Source organism: Micromonospora sp. DT227, from assembly GCF_049841835.1.
Classification (GTDB): Bacteria; Actinomycetota; Actinomycetes; order Mycobacteriales; family Micromonosporaceae; genus Micromonospora.
In genome coordinates this window covers 608301-623822 of the sequence record NZ_JBNCLA010000002.1, presented here as the reverse complement: position 1 = coordinate 623822, position 15522 = coordinate 608301, and the positions used below count along the sequence as shown (strand labels likewise).

Here is a 15522-nt window from a genome sequence, read left to right as displayed (position 1 = left end):
CGCCCCCGGTCGGCGTTAGGGTCGAACGGCTTCTGACTCGTTACATCCCTGGAGGTCGACAGTGGCCGCGCTGCGCCAGTACCTGGGTGTCTGGCGGATCCCCGGCGCGCCGATGCTGTTGATCCTCGGCATCATCGGGCGGCTCGGGATCGGCATGACCCCGCTGGCGCTGCTGCTGGTGGTCGAGCAGGTCACCGGCCGCTACTCGCTCGCCGCCGTCGCCGGCGGCATCTACGCGCTCTCCGGCGCCGCGCTCAGCCCGATCGCCGGCCGGATCGCCGACCGGGTCGGCCCCACCCCGGTGCTGCTGGCCACCGCGCTGGCCCACCCGCTTGCGCTGCTCGGGCTGCTCGGCGCCAGCCGCTCCGACGCGGGCAACCTCGCCCTGATCTACCTCGCGGCGGGCGTCGCCGGCGGCACGTACCCGCCGCTGACCGCCGCCATCCGGGGCGCCTGGAACGACCTGACCACGCCGGCCAGCGGGCGCGGGCACCTGCGCAACACCGCGCTCGCGGCCGAGACCTCCCTGTTCGAGGTCGTCTTCGTGCTCGGCCCGCTGCTGGTGGCCGGCTTCGTGCTGTTCGCCGACGCGTCCACCGCGCTGCTCGGCGCCGCCGTGGTCACCCTGGTCGGCACCGGATCGGTCGCGCTCGGCCGGGTGATGCGCGCCTGGCGTCCGCACCCGCGCGAACACCACGCCCGGGGGCTGGGCCCGCTGCGGGTCGGTGGCTTCCCCGCGCTGCTGCTCTGCGTGGCCAGCCTCGGCATCGCGTTCGGCGCGTCCGGCGTGATCGTCCCGGCCTTCGCCGGCAACAGCGGCGCCGCCGACCCGGAGAGCCTGGCCGGCGTGCTGCTCGCCGTCTGGGGCATCGGCAGCGCCGCCGGTGGCTTCACCTTCGGGGTACGCAAGCCGGCCGCCAACATGACCCGCCAGTTCGCCTGGCTGCTCGGCGCGGTGGCGGCCAGCTTCGCCGTCTTCGCGGTGATGCCCGGCCCGGTCGCGCTCGGCGTCGCGCTGGTGCTCGGCGGCGCCGCCATCGCGCCCGCGCTCACGCTGGAGAACACGCTCGTCGGGCGGATCGCCCCGGCCGGCATGCTCAACGAGGCGTACACCTGGGTGGTGACCATGTCGGTCGCGGCGAGCGCGGCCGGCGGCGCGGTCGCCGGCCTGATCGTCGACCACGCCGGCGGCGTGCCGTGGGCGTTCCTCTTCGCCGGCGCGGCCGTCGCCGTCGGGGCCGTGGTCGCCGCGCTGCCCACCGGCCCGATCGCCCGCGCCGAGGCGTCCGCGGTCCGCGCCGAGCAGTCGCTCGCCGCCTGAGCCCCTCCTACCCTCTCCCTCGCGCCGCTCCCTCGCGCCGCTCCCTCGCGCCGCTCCCTCGCGTTGATCATGAAGTTGGCGGCAACCTGCGCCCGATTTGTCACCGCCAACTTCATGGTCAACGCGACAATTCCCGGGCCGGCGGAGCGCGCCCGCCCCGGCTGCCAGCAGACCCAGCGCGATGGTTCCGACCGCGCACACCAGCAGCGTGGGCCGCGCGCCCAGCGCGGCGGTCGCCGGGCCGCCCAGCATCGTGCCCAGCGGCACCGCCAGCACCGTCACCGCGCCGTTGGCGGCCAGCACCCGGGGCAGCTCCGCCGCGCCGGCCCGCCGCTGGAACAACGCGGTCGCGGTCGGCAGGTACGGCGCCCAGACCAGGCCGGCCAGCGCGAACGCCGGCAACGACACCACGACCGGCGCGCCCAGACCCAGCGGCAGCAGCGCGGCCCCGAACGCCACCACGATGCCGAGCAGCGTGGGGCGCAGCGGCCGGTCCCGCAGCTGACCGGTGAGCAGCCCACCGGCCAGCGACCCGACGCCGAACGCGGTGTAGTAGCCGCCCAGCGTCGCGGCGGACGCGTGCAGGTCCTCGGTCACGTGCACCGGCATGGCCACGTAGAACGGCCCGAACAGAAAGAAGAACCCGCAGCTCAACGCCAGCAGGCCGAGCAGCGACCGGTCCCGGCCGATGACCCGGAAACCGGAGGTACGCGACGGGCCGGCGCCCGCCGCCCGACCCGCGCGACGGCGTACGGCCGGGACCACGAGCCGGTAGCTGACCGCCAGCACCGCGAAACTGGCCGCGTCGATCGCGATCACCCACACCGCGCCCGTCCCGGCGATGAGCAGCCCGGCCAGCGGCGGCCCGACCACGGTGGCCGCCTGCCCGAACAACCCGAGCAGCGCGTTGCCGGCCAGGTGGTCCCGTTCCGGCAGCAGCTCCGCCACCAGCGTGAACCGGCCGGCCGACCCCCACGGGTGCAGCAGCGAGGAGGCGGCGAGCAGCGCCACGTACAGCCCGACGTCCAGCACCCCGGCGAGGTGCGCGACCGGGATCGCCCCCAACGCCAGCGCCCGCAGCGTCGCGTCCCAGCCGGCGAGCTGCGCCCCGCTGCGCCCGCCCAGCATGCGCCCCAACAGCACCGCGCCGGCCGCGCCCGGCAACGTGTACGCGGCCACCGCGAACGCCGTCCAGGTGCCGCGCTGCCCGACCGGCGCGAGTTCCAGCGCCAGCCACGTCACCGCGACCAGGGCCAGCCCGTCACCGAGCGCGGAGACCGCGAGCCCGGGGAGCAGCCGGCGCAGCACGGGTTGGGCGAGGACCGGGCGGTAGGGGAGGAGCGGCATGGCTCCCACCCGACCGCACTGTGGGCCCTCACCTCAACGAAGTTGCCTCAGGGCAGAAGAACTGGCGTCGTACGGGTCACGGGCGGCCAGCGCGGCGGCCTCCGACATCCCGAGCCGGTGGCCGACCCGCCGCCGCGCCCGTACCTGGGCACTCGTGCGGGGCCGGAACTTCGGCTCCCGCCCGCAGCCGCACATCTCGAACCCCTCGTACCGCAGGCCCGCCCCGAGCACCGCCGCGACCGCCGCCCAGCCGGAGTCGTTCCGGCGGCGGGGCGCCGCGAAGTCGTGCCCGGCGAACACCATCGGCCGCCGGCACGACGTGCAGGGGTGCGTGGCGTCGTCCCAGGCGTACTTGTGGCTGCGACGGCACGGCACGCACACGTAGTGGACCCGGTAGAAGGTCATGGCGTACCGGCACATGCCGGCAGCGTAGCGGCGCGGCGGACGAAGGTCGCGGCAGTATGTCGCTGTCTCGCCTCAGCCCTTTCCTGCGGCGACCGCGACGCGGGGGACCGAGCCGGTCGCGGCGACCGGGCCGTGGTCGGCGACCCGTGCGCGCCAGGACAGCAGCAGAGTCAACGCGACGGCCACCGCGACGATCGCCAGCCCGTTGATCCCGGCCCAGAGCGTCGCCAGCTCCCGCAGCGTCGCGGCGTCCTCGGCCGGGTCGCGGAAGCGCGGGTTCACCGAGGAGATCAGCACCGCCTTCGCCGCCACCGCGACGGCCAGCGCGGCCAGGGCGAGCCGCAGCCGACGGACCACCCAGCCCGGTGCGCCACGGGTGGCGAGCCGGTGCGCGAGCACCGCGACGAGGACCACCCCGAGTGGCGCCCAGGGCAGGTAGTAGTACATCGGGCTGCCGGCGTCGAGGGCACCCACCGCCTCGCCGGGCTGCGGCCGGGCGAGGACGGCGACGTTGCTGACCAGTTCCTCGTAGAGATTGCCGAAGAGCTGCACGGCGAGGCAGAGCGCCGCCGCCAGGGTGAGCGTCCGGGTGGACCGGAGCAGCGCGACTCCGGTCGCGCCCGAGGTGGTCGTGGACATGGAACCTCCCAAGAATCAGTTGCCTGATACTCAGAGTATCAGGCAACTGATTCTCGCTGCCACGTCAGCCGCGCTCGGTACGGTGGAGCCGTGACGAGCCGTACGCCCGGGCGACCGCCCGACGAGTTCCTGGAGTACCGCCTGGTCCGGTTGGCCGGCCGGCTGGAACGCCGCTTCGCCTCGGCGCTCGCCCCGACCGGGCTCTCACCCCGCCAGTTCAGCGTGCTGGCGGTCCTCACCGAATCGCCCGGCGTGACCTCCGCCGACCTCGCGCGGGTCGTGCTGACCACACCGCAGAGCATGGGCCCGCTGCTGGACCAGATGGAGGCCCGAGGGTTGGTCGAGCGGACCGCCGGCCGTGGTCGGGGCCGAGCCGCGCCGATCCGGGTGACCGACACCGGAGCGGCGCTGCTGCGGGAGGCGGCCCGGTTGGTCGACGTGCTCGACGACTCCACCCGGCGGCGGCTCGGCGAACGGGACCACCGGGAGCTGAACCGCCTCCTGGCGATCCTGGCCGAGCACGTCGGCGACGACTGACGCCGGCGCTCCTAGCGGTAGTTGGTGAACTGGAGCGCCACCCCGAAGTCCTCGCCCTTGAGCAGCGAGATGACGGCCTGAAGGTCGTCCTTCTTCTTGCCGGTGACGCGGAGCTGGTCGCCCTGGATCTGCGCCTGCACGCCCTTCGGGCCCTCGTCGCGGATCTTCTTGCTGATCGCCTTGGCCTTCTCCGTGTCGATGCCCTGGATCACCTTGGCGTCGATCTTGAAGATCTTGCCGGACGACCGGGGGTCGCCCGCGTCCAGCGACTTCATGGAGATGTTCCGCTTGATCAGCTTCTCCTTGAAGACGTCAAGCGCGGCGCGCACCCGCTCCTCGGTCTCCGCCTGGAGGCTGATCGCCTCCTCGCCCGACCAGGAGATCTCGGCCCCGGTCCCGCGGAAGTCGAACCGCGTCGCGAGCTCCTTCTCCGCCTGGCGGAGGGCGTTGTCGACCTCCTGGCGGTCAACCTTGCTCACGATGTCGAACGACGGGTTCGCTGCCATGATCATGCTCCTGCTGTCCGGCGGTGTGTCCTGATCCGTCCCGCACTGACCAGCGTGGGACCCCCTGACGGTACCCCGTTGCGCAGGGGGCGGGGACAACCGCTATCCTTGCTTCCGCTGCCGCGTCACGACGCGGTGGGTGCCCTGGCGGGTTGCCCGAGCGGCCAATGGGAGCGGACTGTAAATCCGTCGCGAAAGCTTCAGAGGTTCGAATCCTCTACCCGCCACCAGGTGCAGATGCGGCCCCTGACCAGTAGAGATGCTGATCGGGGGCTGTTTTCGTTGATCTAGTGGAGTCCGGCTGAGTCCAGCCGTTGACGACTGACGGTGGCTCCCACGAGCGACGCGGACTCAAGGAACGGGGGAGAGCCGAGACTCGGACGGTCCCGATCCCGCCCCGGCTCGTCGAACTGCTGTGCGCGCACGTCGACAACCACGGGGTTGCCCCCGGACGGTCGCTTCTTCCGGATCTGCACGGCGGTCCGCTCTCGGAGTCGGTCTACGACCGGTGGTGGAAGCTCGCGCGGGGAGAAGGCACTAGCCGAATCGCAGGTCTCCTCGTCGTTCGTCCGCCGGCCCTATGACCTGCGGCATGCGGCGGCCTCGTTCTGGCTGAATGCCGGTGTCCCGCCGACCGGGGTCGCCCGACGCCTGGGCCACGGCGTCGCCGTCCTGCTCCGGGTCTACGCCAACTGCATCATCGGGGGAGGGGACACCATGAACGACAAGATCGGCGATGCGCTCGGATGATGTCGCAATTCAGTGGCAACGTCCTCGCCGTCAGCACGCCTGGACCCTCGACAACCTCGCGGTGCCATACGGTGATCGACATGACGCGGACCGAGGCTCTGCGTGATCTGCTGGACAACGGCCGGGAATGCGACACTCCACGGCTGGAGGCGATCGCCGTCGAACTCGACCTACCCGTGGCTGACGTCCTCGTGGTCGCGGGTCACCCGGTACCGGGGGACCTGCTGCCGCCCGACCGCGATAAGACCGTTATGCGGGCGTTCGCCTACCGCGTGACCTACTGCAACCACCCTCAGTTGGCGGCGCTGCGCGAGTTCCTGCTCGCCATGCCGGATGAAGGCGCGGCGCCTGAGCCTCGGCCGGCTCGCGATCCGGCCGACCCGGGCCCGTTCCCGGCCGTCCTACACGGTCTTATGCGTAACCGAGGCTTTGGGGTGCGGGAGTTCCCGTTCGTCGGTCTGTCGATCAGCACCATCAGAGGCATGCTGGGCGGGGCATGGCACCGGCTCTCCCAACTGCAAGCCGTGGCCGGTCCGCTGGGCTGGAGCACGGAGGACCTGGCCACCCTGGCGGGCGAGCCGCTGCAACCCCTCGAATACGGTCCGATGTTCTGTCACCACGTCGGCGCGGTGTTCCTGGCCGCCGTCCCCCGCACCACCGATCAACTGGTGCGAGCCGCCCGTGAGGCGGACCGGTTGAGCGCGCGCGAGGACCACGGCGCCTGGCAACCAGTATCCGAGGGCATCTACGACTGCCCGGACGCGTAGGCGGGCCCTTTCGAACACGCTCCAAGGGCGGCCCGTTGTGGGATGCCGAAGCTCAGTTGCGGGATCCGCCCCTGACGAACTCGACGAAGGAAGCCCACCGGGCCGCGTTGAACGTCAGCGACGGACCGGCGATGTCCTTGCTGTCCCGCACGCCCACGATGCCCGGAAGATTGTCGGCAACCTCGATGCAGTTGCCCTCGTTGCCGCTGTAGCTGCTCTTGCGCCAGTGGACCGTGGTCATCTCAGTCATCGAAACTCTCCTTGATCACGGCACCCACGAGATCCTCGGAGGCGCGCTGGTCCAGGGCAAGGTCCCACAGAGTCTCCCAAGCCGACGAGTAAGTCTCTACCTCGCTTGGTCGATCGAGGTAGATGCTGCCGGTTATCGACTCGCTGTAGACCGTGGTCGGCTCGGCGGGCCGGGTGCCCTTTGCGGGGAAGTCGAGCAGTACGAAGTTGCCGGCGACAGACGCCCGGTGTGGGCCGATGTTCGTCGGCAGTACGCGGACCTCGATGTTCGCTGCCTGGGCCACGTTGACCAGGTAGGCCAACTGGGCGCGCCAGGCTTCCACGTCGCCGATCGGCCGGTGGAGCACAGCCTCGTCGACGATCGTTTCGAAAAGCGGTGCTGCTGGACTCTTGCGGGCGAGAAGCTTCTGTCGCTCCATCCGGAGCGCGACCTTCTGCGCCACCTCTTGCGGCGTCCGGCCCGGTTTGGTCTCGAAGACCGCCGACATGTACTCGGGCGTCTGGAGTAACCCGGGGATCAGGTTCGGCTCGTACTGCCGGATGCGGCGGGCTGCCGCCTCCATCCCGACGTACAGCTCGAACCATGCCGGGATGACGTCGCCGTAGGAGTGCCACCAGCCCCGGCTCTTGCTTTCCCGGGCGAGCGAGACGAGGACTTCGGTCAGGTCCGTCGAGGTGCCGTAGAGCTGGCACATGAGGTTCACGTCGTGGGTGCGCAGTGAGGTGTGGCCGGCCTCCAGCCGATACATCTTCGCCCGCGACCACTCCAGCGTCTTCGCGGCGGCTTCCAGGTTGATGCCGGCTTCCTCGCGCGCCTGCCGCAGCAGCCGACCGAGTTGTCGACGCGGGACGGAAGATCCCGTCTCGGCCATCTGATCCCCAATCTCACCTCAACCGCCTGTGTGTCTCACTTCAGCCACCCTGCCCGCCCGGATGGCACGACGTCAATCTCGATGTCTGAAACCCGCGATGAGATGTTGCAGTGACGGTGCCACTACGCCACGTTGACAGCCGAAGGGGTCGGTTGACGATTCGCCGGAGGTGCGCGATGCCCCGCTGGAAGTGGTTCCACCGCAGCAACGAGCCGGTCGATCTGATGCAGCGGCCGACCAGCAGCGAGCGCCCTGGCGAAACCGGGAAGCGGAACGACGGCGCCAACGTCCTGCCGTTGGTCCGCTCTCCAGCGACCCGGGCCGCTCAGGCGCGAACAGAAGATGGCGGGAAGCGTCGTCACGGTGGCGAGCCGTGAGGCCGGAGCGGAGACCGGACACGCCCCTCATCGTGGCGGTGTCCTGGGCCGTCATCGACTACCACGCGGCGTACACCTGCTCGCGTTGCCGGCCGTACGGATGGTGTCCCCGGGTGGTCGTCGCCCGCGCCCGCATCCGCGCCTGGCGCAAGGTCTGTGGGCAGTGACGGAGCTGAAGCCCGGCGTGCTGCTCCTCGTGGGCAGGGCGGCCGGCGTGCAGTTCGCGAGGCCGTTCCACTTCCGGCTGATCCGCGTCCTCGACTGGAGCACCTACGACGGCTGGACGTGGCTGGACGGCTACCAGCTCGACGAGCAGGGCGACGCCGTGGCGCGGCGGTCGATCTTCGTCAAGCGGTGCGGGTTGAGCGCAGGCTCCGCTTCTTCACAACGAATGCTGGGGATGAGGCCGGCTCCGGACGGCGGGCGCCGGAGCAATGGAGCGCGGGTGCCGGCCAGTCGCCCCTCTCCCCGCTCGGCGCGGCAATGGACAGGACAGGGACGGGCTGATGGCGCGTAGTTGGCGGGACACCCGCTCCCGGATGAACCCCGACGAGGCAAAGGTGGCTGCGCACAGGGAGCGGATGCTCGCCGAGGCCAGGGCATTGCGGCCGGAGCCACCACCCCGTCCGATCGACCGCACCAACGGGCCGGGCCGGGAGGAGCCGCGATGACCACTCACCGCACGCCGGCGGCCCAGGTGGTCGACGTGGCCGCCGATCGTCTGCACCGCCGGTTCCTGGGTTGGGCGCGGTGAGCATCCTTCGGACCGGCGACGAGAAGTTCCACTACAGCGACGGCTCGCACCGGTGGATCCCGCCGGACCCGGACTACGACCAGGAGGTCTGGGACGAGCAGGTGCGCCAGCACAAGCAGGGTCACCTGCGGAACGAGCGTCCGACCGTCCGCATCCAGCGCTTGGTCTGAGCGCCGCCGCTCAGGGTTCTACGCACCCCTGGCGTTCCACCCGCCGGCCGGGTCGCCATCGGGTGGAACGCTATGGCTGTCTCCGGCGCGCTGATGCACCCATGGCGTTCCACTCGCGGGCGTCTGGGAGCGCGACTGGAACGCCACGGGTGATCTGACGAGAAGTCCCTTGCAGTGACGGCCCGCCGGACCCGGACTACGACCAGGAGGTCTGGGGCGAGCAGGTGCGCCAGCACAAGCAGGGTCACCTGCGGAACGAGCGCCCGAAGGTCCGCATCCAGCGCTTGGTCTGAGCGCCGCCGCGCCGCGTACAGGAAAAAGGTCGTACCGTGCGGTCATGCTCTATGTCGGCCTGCTCGGCTGGGTGCTGATCCACGTGCTGGCCCTCGCCGCGGTCGTCGCCGTCGTCTGCCTCTCGCGGTGGCTGTGGCGGTCGACGCGACGCGGCGTGGCGGCGCTGCCGGGCCGGCTGCGGGCGCTGCCCGGCCGGCTTCGGTCGTTCACGGTCGAGCCGCCGCCGGGGGCGGCGTTCAACGACGCCCGGGACGTGTGGCCGATGCCGGTGGACGACTGAGGCGCAATCGGCAGGTGAGGGGATGTGTCGGTGATTCGCCAGCGATTGACCCGTATCGCCCTCTGGTGCTGAGGCGAGTTATAGGTATGGTGGTCTATGCCCAGGGTCGTCCGAGCCACGGGGATGGGGAGTGCGGCCGGGCGCAGCGGCCCGATCGCTTCGAGGCCGCCTAGATCAGTTCGCGCTGAAGGTCGGAATACGCAATGGACGGACGGCCGCGAGGCCCCTGAGCCCGCTGATCTGGCTTCGCGTCCCTCTGGCACCGGGCCGATCGGCGAAACCTTTTCGACGGTCGGATCGGGCCTGTTCCCACCGCTTTCCTGCGTGCGGGCCCTGTGGCACGATCGTGGAACCTCCACCATCCCCGGTGTCCCATCCCCGACAGGAGAGCGAACATGTCTGGTCGAAGACTGGGCCGGCTGCTTGGCTCAATGCTGGTTTTTGCCGCTGTCATGAGTGGCGTCCTGGTCGGCGCAGGGCCCGAGCTCGGCGACATGCAGACCGCGGACGTCATCTGGAACATGCCTGCGACTCGCTGACGTTCACCGTCCCCTCCGAGCCAGGCGAACGTCGATCGACGGAAGGGGCGGCATGTCCGCACAGCCCGTCAAGGGCTCGCGGTCCAATGATCACGCTTGGCTGATCACCGGGCCGCTCGTCCTTTTCGCTGTCGTCTGTTCGACGGTGACCGGTCTGATCAGTGACCATCCGTTCGGCGGCTGGCCGCTGGCGGTGGTGCTGCTGGTGGCGATGGTCGCCGCCGGGCTTCCGGTGCTCAACTTCACCGTACGACGCCAGTCGCTCGGTGTGACGATCACCGAGATCCCCTTGGTGCTCGCGTTCTATCTGACCCGTCCGCTGACGGTGGTCGCGATCTGCACCGGGGCCGCGATCCTCACCCATCTCTGGCACCGGATGGGCGCGACGAAGCTCTGGTTCAACGTCGCCCGTGCGGCGGCCGGCTCCTCGCTCGCCGTGCTGGTGTTGCAGGTGCTGCCCCCGGTCGAGGGTGTGGGCCCGCGCACCTGGCTGACGCTGTTCACCGCCGCCATCATGGTCAACCTGGTCAGCATCACGTCGGTGGCCGGCGTCTACACGCTGGTCCAGGGCTGGCAGACCGGCCGCGACGCGTTCCGCAAGTCGCCCTCCGCGCTGTTCTCCGCCGGCATCAACATCGTCGCCGGTCTGATCGTCCTGATCCTGATCACCTCCAACTGGTGGTCGTTGGTCCTGCTCTCCGCGCTGATCTCCGCGCTGGCGCTTGTCTACCGCGCGTACGCGCAGTTCTTCCGGCAGCACCGGACGCTCTCCGACATGTACGAGCTGAGCCGCGCGGTCAGCGGCAGCGGCCAGGACGGCACGCTCGCCGACGCCCTGCTGGGCCGCGTCCGGTCGATGCTCCAGGCGGAGTACGCGACGCTCTGGCTGCCCGCGCAACGCCGCCACCCGGAGGTGCTGCTGACCTCCCGGATCGCCGACCCGGGGCTGCTGGACGTGGCGCCCACGCCCGCCGCCCTGCGCGAGCAGGTCCGCCGGGACGGGCAGACGCTTGTGCTCACCCGCGGCGCGGGCGCGGACGGGAAACTGCGGACCGCGCTCACCGAGCAGCGGGTCAAGGACGTCATCGTGGTGCCGCTGCGCTCCGGGCAGGCGGTCGTCGGCACCCTTGAGGTGGCCAACCGGCTCGGTGCCAGCAACTCGTTCAGCCGCACCGACGTGCCGCTGCTGGAGACCGTCGCCGCGCACGCCGCGGTCGCGTTGGAGAACTCCCGCCTGGTCGACCGGCTGCGGCACGACGCCGAGCACGACACGTTGACCAAGCTGCCGAACCGGCGGCGACTCATCGCGGCGGTGGGGGAGGCGGTCAAGATCCGCGCCCCCGGCGAGGTGGTGGCGCTGCTGCTCTTCGACGTCGACCGGCTGCGCCAGGTCAACGAGTCGTTGGGCCACGCGGCCGGCGACAAGGTGCTGGTCGAGGTGGCCGAGCGGCTTCGGGCCTGCGCGCCCTCCTCGGCGCTGGTCGGTCGCGCCGGCGGGGACGAGTTCCTGGTGACGCTCCGGCTGGAGGGCGTCGAGGCCGCGCTGGACCTGGCGACCCAGCTCCGGGAGCAGATCCGGGACGAGATGGTCTTCGACGCGCTCACCCTGGACGTGGACACCGCCGTCGGCGTGGCCGTCCACCCCGACCACGGTGGGGACGCGGTGGCGTTGCTCCAACGCGTCGACCTGGCGGCCAACGCGGCGAAGTCGGTGCCGGGCAGCGTGCAGCTCTACAGCCCGGCGCTGGAGTCGCGGTCGCTGCGCCGGCTCGGTCTCGCCGGCGACCTGAAGCGGGCGCTGGAGGACGGCGCGCTGGAGGTCTACTTCCAGCCCAAGGTCACGCTGCGGGACCGCCGCCTGGTGGGCGTGGAGTGCCTGGCGCGTTGGGAGCACCCGGCGCACGGCACGGTCTCGCCGGACGACTTCGTGGCGGTGGCCGAGCACACCGGCCAGCTTGGCCGGCTCACCGAGTTCGTGCTGCGGGAGAGCCTGCGGCGCAGCCGCGACTGGAGCCACGGCGAGCAGCCGCTCTGCGTCTCGGTCAACCTGGCCGCCCGGACGGTGAACGACCCGCGCTTCCCGGGTCTGGTGCGGGAGCTGCTGACGGAGTACGGCGTGCCGCCGCAGCGGCTCACGCTGGAGATCACCGAGGCGGGCGTGCTGGACGGCACCGAACGGCCGGTGCCGATCCTGCGTTGTCTGCGCGACATCGGGGTCCGGCTCTCGGTGGACGACTTCGGCACCGGCAACTCGTCGCTGGCCCAACTACGCCGGCTGCCGGTGCACGAGGTGAAGGTGGACCGGTCGTTCGTGCAGGGCATGGCGACCGACCCGGGCGATCTGGCCATCGTCAACGCGGTGGTGACGCTCTCCCAGCAGTTCGGCCTGACGGTGGTGGCCGAGGGGGTGGAGAGCGAGCTGACCCTGGAGCTGCTCCAGGACATCGGCTGCGAGATCGGCCAGGGCTTCCTGTTCAGCCGGCCGCTGCCGTACGAGCGCCTGGAGGCGTGGTTCGGCGCCCAGGTCGACCCCGAGACGGTCGTCGCGGGGGAGCTGCCGCGCCTGCGTGTGGTGCCCTGAGCAGGGCTGGCACCTGTCGGGGGGATCCGATTTCACCTCCGCGACGCGGTCGTGTACTGTTTCCTCTGCGCGACACCCGAAGGGTGATCGAGCAGGCCCCCTTAGCTCAGTCGGCAGAGCGTCTCCATGGTAAGGAGAAGGTCTACGGTTCGATTCCGTAAGGGGGCTCAAAGGGTCCGGCTGGACCCGCCACGGCGGTGTAGCTCAGATGGTAGAGCAAGCGGCTCATAATCGCTGTGTCGCCGGTTCAAGTCCGGCCACCGCTACTCTCGTCCCCCGGGTCCGCCCGGTGGTCGGTGGGATGGGCGCCACAGGGCGCCCACTTTGCATGTCCGCGTGGTCAGCGCGTAGGCTGACACGCCGTAGTTGATATCCGTGAGCGAGGAAGGCACTCCGCCGTGGCGAAGGCGACCGATGTCCGGCCGAAGATCACTTTGGCGTGTGTGGAGTGCAAGGAGCGCAACTACATCACGCGCAAGAACCGCCGTAACGACCCGGACCGCATCGAGCTGAAGAAGTTCTGCCCCCGGGACGGCAAGCACACCGTCCACCGCGAGACCCGCTGACGCCCGGCCGGCACCGCCGGCCCCGCAGCAGCATCCCGTACGCCGATTCGCACCGGTCGACGGCCTGAGAAGGTCGCTCGACCGCGCGGATCGGCGTTCGTGTGTTCCGTGTAGGTTCGCGGCATGTCCCTGGACCCGTCCTTCGTCGGCCGGACCTATCCGCCGACCGCCCCCTACCTGGTGGGCCGAGAAAAGATCCGCGAGTTCGCCACCGCCATCGGCGCGATCGACCCGGCGCACCACGACCCGGAGGCGGCCCGGACGCTCGGCCACCCCGACGTGGTCGCGCCGCCGACCTTCCCGGTGATCATCACCATGGCGGCCAACCAGCAGATCGTCGATGACCCGGCGCTGGGCGTCGACTACAGCCGGGTGGTCCACGGCGACCAGCGCTTCGCGTACACCCGGCCGGTGGTGGCCGGTGACGAGCTGGTGTGCGTCAGCGTCATCGAGGACGTCAACAGCCGGGGCGGGCACGGTTTCCTGACCACCCGCACCGACGTGGGCACCGTGGCCGGTGAGCCGGTGGTCGCGGTCTGGTCCAAGATCGTCGTACGTCGGGAGGAGGCGTGAGCATGGAACTGCCCGTCCAGACGTTCCGGGTGACCCGGGCGGACCTGGTCCGCTACGCCGGCGCCTCGGGGGACTTCAACCCGATCCACTGGAGCGACCGGACCGCCACCGGGGTGGGCCTGCCCGGGGTCATCGCCCACGGCATGTTCACCATGGCGCTGGTCGGTCGCGCCGTCGCCGGCTGGGCCGGCGCGCCGGACGCGGTGATCGATTTCGGTGTCCGCTTCACCCGGCCGGTGGTCGTGCCGGACACCGACGAGGGCACCGAGATCGAGGTCGCCGCCGTGGTCAAGGAGGTCACCGAGGCGGGCTTGACCAGGCTCGACATCACCGCCACCTGTCGGGGCGAGAAGGTGCTGTCGCAGGCCCGGGCACTGATCCGTACTCCTCGCTGAGGGGCCACCCGACGCGCGAGGGGCAGACCGGTTGGGAAAGTCGCACGACTACCCGTACACTGGTCCGCCGTGGGGCAAGTGACCCCCGCTCGGCACAACATGTCCGGGTGGAGGTGAGTTGCCGCACAGGGGTGTAGCTCAATTGGCAGAGCAGCGGTCTCCAAAACCGCAGGCTGCAGGTTCAAGTCCTGTCACCCCTGCGCCTCAGGCCTGACCGTTCCCGTGGGTCGCGCCGCCGTTCGCGGCGGCGTCCGGCCCGTGGTGGTGGCACCGGTGGGGTGGTTCCGAGGCGTTCGGGGCCCTCCCGTCCGGTCCGCCGGCCGCGGCCCGTCGCGGGACGGTTGGTCCGGCCGGCGTGACCAACACGCCGCGCACGCCGCCCGGCGTGCGACCCCATACCCGCACGGAGGGCGAAGTGGCCGAGAAGAAGCGGCGCGGCGAGGACGACGGCGACGAGCGTCTGAACGACGACGCGACCGTCGACGGCGTGGCCGACGACGACGTGGCCGACGACGCCGCCGACGCGGACGAGCCGGTCTCCCGGGGCGGCACTGCCACCCGCAAGCGCGCCCAGGCCGAGCCGGCCGAGGGCCGGAAGACCCGCAAGGACACCGAGCGGATCGGGCTGTTCGCCCGCATCGCGCGGTTCTTCCGCGAGGTCGTGGCCGAGCTGCGTAAGGTCATCTGGCCGACCCGCAAGGAGCTGCTGACCTACACGGCCGTGGTGGTCACCTTCGTGGCGGTGATGCTGGCGATCGTGGCCGGTCTGGACTACGGCTTCGCCAAGGCGGTGCTGTGGGTCTTCGGCAACCCCAGCTGACCTGCGCACAGTAATACTGACGGAAGTGAGCGAGCGTGCCTGAGTACGACGAGACCGCCGAGACCCCGGACGAGCAGTCCGCGGTGGCGACGGCGGCCAACAACGAGTCGGTCGAGGCCGCCAGCGAGCCGGAGTTCCCGACCACCGAGCCGGCCCCGGACGAGGACTTCGACCCGGTCGCCGAGCTGCGCCAGAAGCTGCGCTACGCGCCCGGTGACTGGTACGTGGTGCACTCGTACGCCGGCTACGAGAACAAGGTCAAGACCAACCTCGAGACCCGGATCACGTCCCTCGACATGGAGGACTACATCTACCAGGTCGAGGTGCCGACCCGGGAAGAGGTCGAGGTCAAGAACGGCAAGCGGTCTCAGGTCCAGGCGAAGGTCTTCCCGGGCTACATCCTGGTCCGGATGGAGCTGACCGCGGAGTCCTACTCCTGCGTCCGGAACACCCCGGGGGTCACCGGCTTCGTCGGCGCCACCGACCGGGCCGACCGGCCGGCGCCGCTGAGCCTCGACGAGGTGCTCAAGTGGCTCGCCCCGGCGGTCGAGACCGAGCAGAAGAAGGCCAAGCCCGAGATCAAGGTCCTCGACTTCGAGGTCGGCGACTCGGTCACCGTCACCGACGGCGCGTTCGCGTCGCTGCCGGCGACGATCAGTGAGATCAACGCTGACCAGCAGAAGCTCAAGGTGCTGGTGTCGATCTTCGGCCGGGAGACCCCGGTCGAGCTGAACTTCAACCAGGTCGCCAAGATCTGACGGATGTCCGCACCGGCGGTCG

At 70.8% G+C, this 15522-nt stretch carries 18 protein-coding genes, 4 tRNA genes and 1 pseudogene; 17 read left to right on the top strand and 6 right to left on the bottom strand.

All coding sequences use genetic code 11. The features are described 5' to 3' along the window. Positions 1–61 precede the first annotated feature (61 nt). A complete protein-coding gene (locus ACLQ2W_RS11925; protein ID WP_405091261.1) occupies positions 62–1321 on the top strand; it encodes an MFS transporter in 1260 nt (419 codons plus the stop codon). A gap of 138 nt (positions 1322–1459) precedes the next feature. On the opposite strand, the pseudogene ACLQ2W_RS11920 reads toward ACLQ2W_RS11925, so the two are convergent. The 3 genes and pseudogenes from ACLQ2W_RS11920 to ACLQ2W_RS11910 form a co-directional block, all read right to left on the bottom strand. After that, positions 1460–2668, bottom strand: a pseudogene (locus ACLQ2W_RS11920) (MFS transporter); the annotation flags it as partial. A 33-nt stretch (positions 2669–2701) separates the two neighbouring features. Then, positions 2702–3088, bottom strand: a complete 387-nt coding sequence (locus ACLQ2W_RS11915) for a hypothetical protein (RefSeq protein WP_425786397.1) — start codon at positions 3086–3088, stop codon at positions 2702–2704. 57 nt (positions 3089–3145) lie between these two features. Beyond that, positions 3146–3712: a hypothetical protein gene (locus ACLQ2W_RS11910; RefSeq protein ID WP_425786396.1), complete on the bottom strand. Its 567-nt coding sequence runs from the start codon at positions 3710–3712 to the stop codon at positions 3146–3148. Between the two features lie 90 nt (positions 3713–3802). Here ACLQ2W_RS11910 and ACLQ2W_RS11905 point away from each other — a divergent pair, with 90 nt between their 5' ends. Then, positions 3803–4249, top strand: a complete 447-nt coding sequence (locus ACLQ2W_RS11905; protein ID WP_425786395.1) for a MarR family winged helix-turn-helix transcriptional regulator — start codon at positions 3803–3805, stop codon at positions 4247–4249. Positions 4250–4260: 11 nt separating this feature from the next. Here ACLQ2W_RS11905 and ACLQ2W_RS11900 read toward each other — a convergent pair whose 3' ends face one another. Beyond that, on the bottom strand, positions 4261–4755 hold the full coding sequence (locus ACLQ2W_RS11900; protein WP_107157492.1) for a YajQ family cyclic di-GMP-binding protein: 495 nt from the start codon (positions 4753–4755) through the stop codon (positions 4261–4263). 146 nt (positions 4756–4901) lie between these two features. On the opposite strand from ACLQ2W_RS11900, the gene ACLQ2W_RS11895 reads away from it, so the two are divergent. Together ACLQ2W_RS11895 and ACLQ2W_RS11890 are read left to right on the top strand one after the other, a co-directional pair. Further along, positions 4902–4985, top strand: a tRNA-Tyr gene (locus tag ACLQ2W_RS11895). Between the two features lie 600 nt (positions 4986–5585). Further along, entirely contained in the window at positions 5586–6272 is a 687-nt protein-coding gene (locus ACLQ2W_RS11890; protein ID WP_425786394.1) for a hypothetical protein, read from the top strand. Positions 6273–6324: 52 nt separating this feature from the next. Here the strand turns inward: ACLQ2W_RS11890 and ACLQ2W_RS11885 are convergent, their stop codons facing one another. Continuing rightward, a complete protein-coding gene (locus ACLQ2W_RS11885) occupies positions 6325–6522 on the bottom strand; it encodes a DUF397 domain-containing protein (protein ID WP_425786393.1) in 198 nt (65 codons plus the stop codon). Beyond that, positions 6515–7393 (bottom strand): helix-turn-helix domain-containing protein, encoded by an 879-nt coding sequence (locus ACLQ2W_RS11880; protein WP_425786392.1) that lies wholly within the window; start codon positions 7391–7393, stop codon positions 6515–6517. Before ACLQ2W_RS11880 ends, ACLQ2W_RS11885 begins: the two co-directional genes overlap by 8 nt. A 409-nt stretch (positions 7394–7802) precedes the next feature. Here ACLQ2W_RS11880 and ACLQ2W_RS11875 point away from each other — a divergent pair, with 409 nt between their 5' ends. From ACLQ2W_RS11875 to nusG, 13 genes are all read left to right on the top strand, one after another. Continuing rightward, positions 7803–7937 carry a hypothetical protein gene (locus ACLQ2W_RS11875; RefSeq protein ID WP_425786391.1) on the top strand — a complete coding sequence of 45 codons (135 nt, stop codon included), beginning with the start codon at positions 7803–7805 and terminating at the stop codon, positions 7935–7937. A 5-nt stretch (positions 7938–7942) separates the two neighbouring features. Further along, positions 7943–8287, top strand: a complete 345-nt coding sequence (locus ACLQ2W_RS11870; RefSeq protein WP_425786491.1) for a hypothetical protein — start codon at positions 7943–7945, stop codon at positions 8285–8287. 233 nt (positions 8288–8520) lie between these two features. Continuing rightward, the gene (locus ACLQ2W_RS11865) at positions 8521–8694 is read left to right on the top strand and encodes a hypothetical protein (RefSeq protein ID WP_425786390.1); all 174 of its coding nucleotides are present in this window, start codon (positions 8521–8523) and stop codon (positions 8692–8694) included. A 337-nt stretch (positions 8695–9031) separates the two neighbouring features. After that, positions 9032–9268, top strand: a complete 237-nt coding sequence (locus tag ACLQ2W_RS11860; RefSeq protein WP_425786389.1) for a hypothetical protein — start codon at positions 9032–9034, stop codon at positions 9266–9268. Between the two features lie 591 nt (positions 9269–9859). Further along, positions 9860–12388, top strand: coding sequence for a putative bifunctional diguanylate cyclase/phosphodiesterase (locus ACLQ2W_RS11855; RefSeq protein WP_425786388.1), 2529 nt, complete (start codon positions 9860–9862; stop codon positions 12386–12388). Between the two features lie 95 nt (positions 12389–12483). Beyond that, a tRNA-Thr gene (locus tag ACLQ2W_RS11850) sits at positions 12484–12556 on the top strand. Between the two features lie 25 nt (positions 12557–12581). Further along, a tRNA-Met gene (locus tag ACLQ2W_RS11845) sits at positions 12582–12654 on the top strand. Between the two features lie 132 nt (positions 12655–12786). Beyond that, positions 12787–12954 carry a 50S ribosomal protein L33 gene (gene rpmG / locus ACLQ2W_RS11840; protein WP_013288652.1) on the top strand — a complete coding sequence of 56 codons (168 nt, stop codon included), beginning with the start codon at positions 12787–12789 and terminating at the stop codon, positions 12952–12954. Between the two features lie 123 nt (positions 12955–13077). After that, positions 13078–13527: an FAS1-like dehydratase domain-containing protein gene (locus ACLQ2W_RS11835; protein ID WP_425786387.1), complete on the top strand. Its 450-nt coding sequence runs from the start codon at positions 13078–13080 to the stop codon at positions 13525–13527. 2 nt (positions 13528–13529) lie between these two features. Continuing rightward, on the top strand, positions 13530–13922 hold the full coding sequence (locus ACLQ2W_RS11830) for a MaoC family dehydratase (RefSeq protein WP_425786386.1): 393 nt from the start codon (positions 13530–13532) through the stop codon (positions 13920–13922). 127 nt (positions 13923–14049) lie between these two features. Continuing rightward, a tRNA-Trp gene (locus ACLQ2W_RS11825) sits at positions 14050–14122 on the top strand. Between the two features lie 215 nt (positions 14123–14337). Then, on the top strand, positions 14338–14742 hold the full coding sequence (gene secE / locus ACLQ2W_RS11820) for a preprotein translocase subunit SecE (RefSeq protein WP_107157494.1): 405 nt from the start codon (positions 14338–14340) through the stop codon (positions 14740–14742). A 35-nt stretch (positions 14743–14777) separates the two neighbouring features. Further along, positions 14778–15500, top strand: coding sequence for a transcription termination/antitermination protein NusG (nusG, locus tag ACLQ2W_RS11815; RefSeq protein WP_281938128.1), 723 nt, complete (start codon positions 14778–14780; stop codon positions 15498–15500). Positions 15501–15522 lie beyond the last annotated feature (22 nt).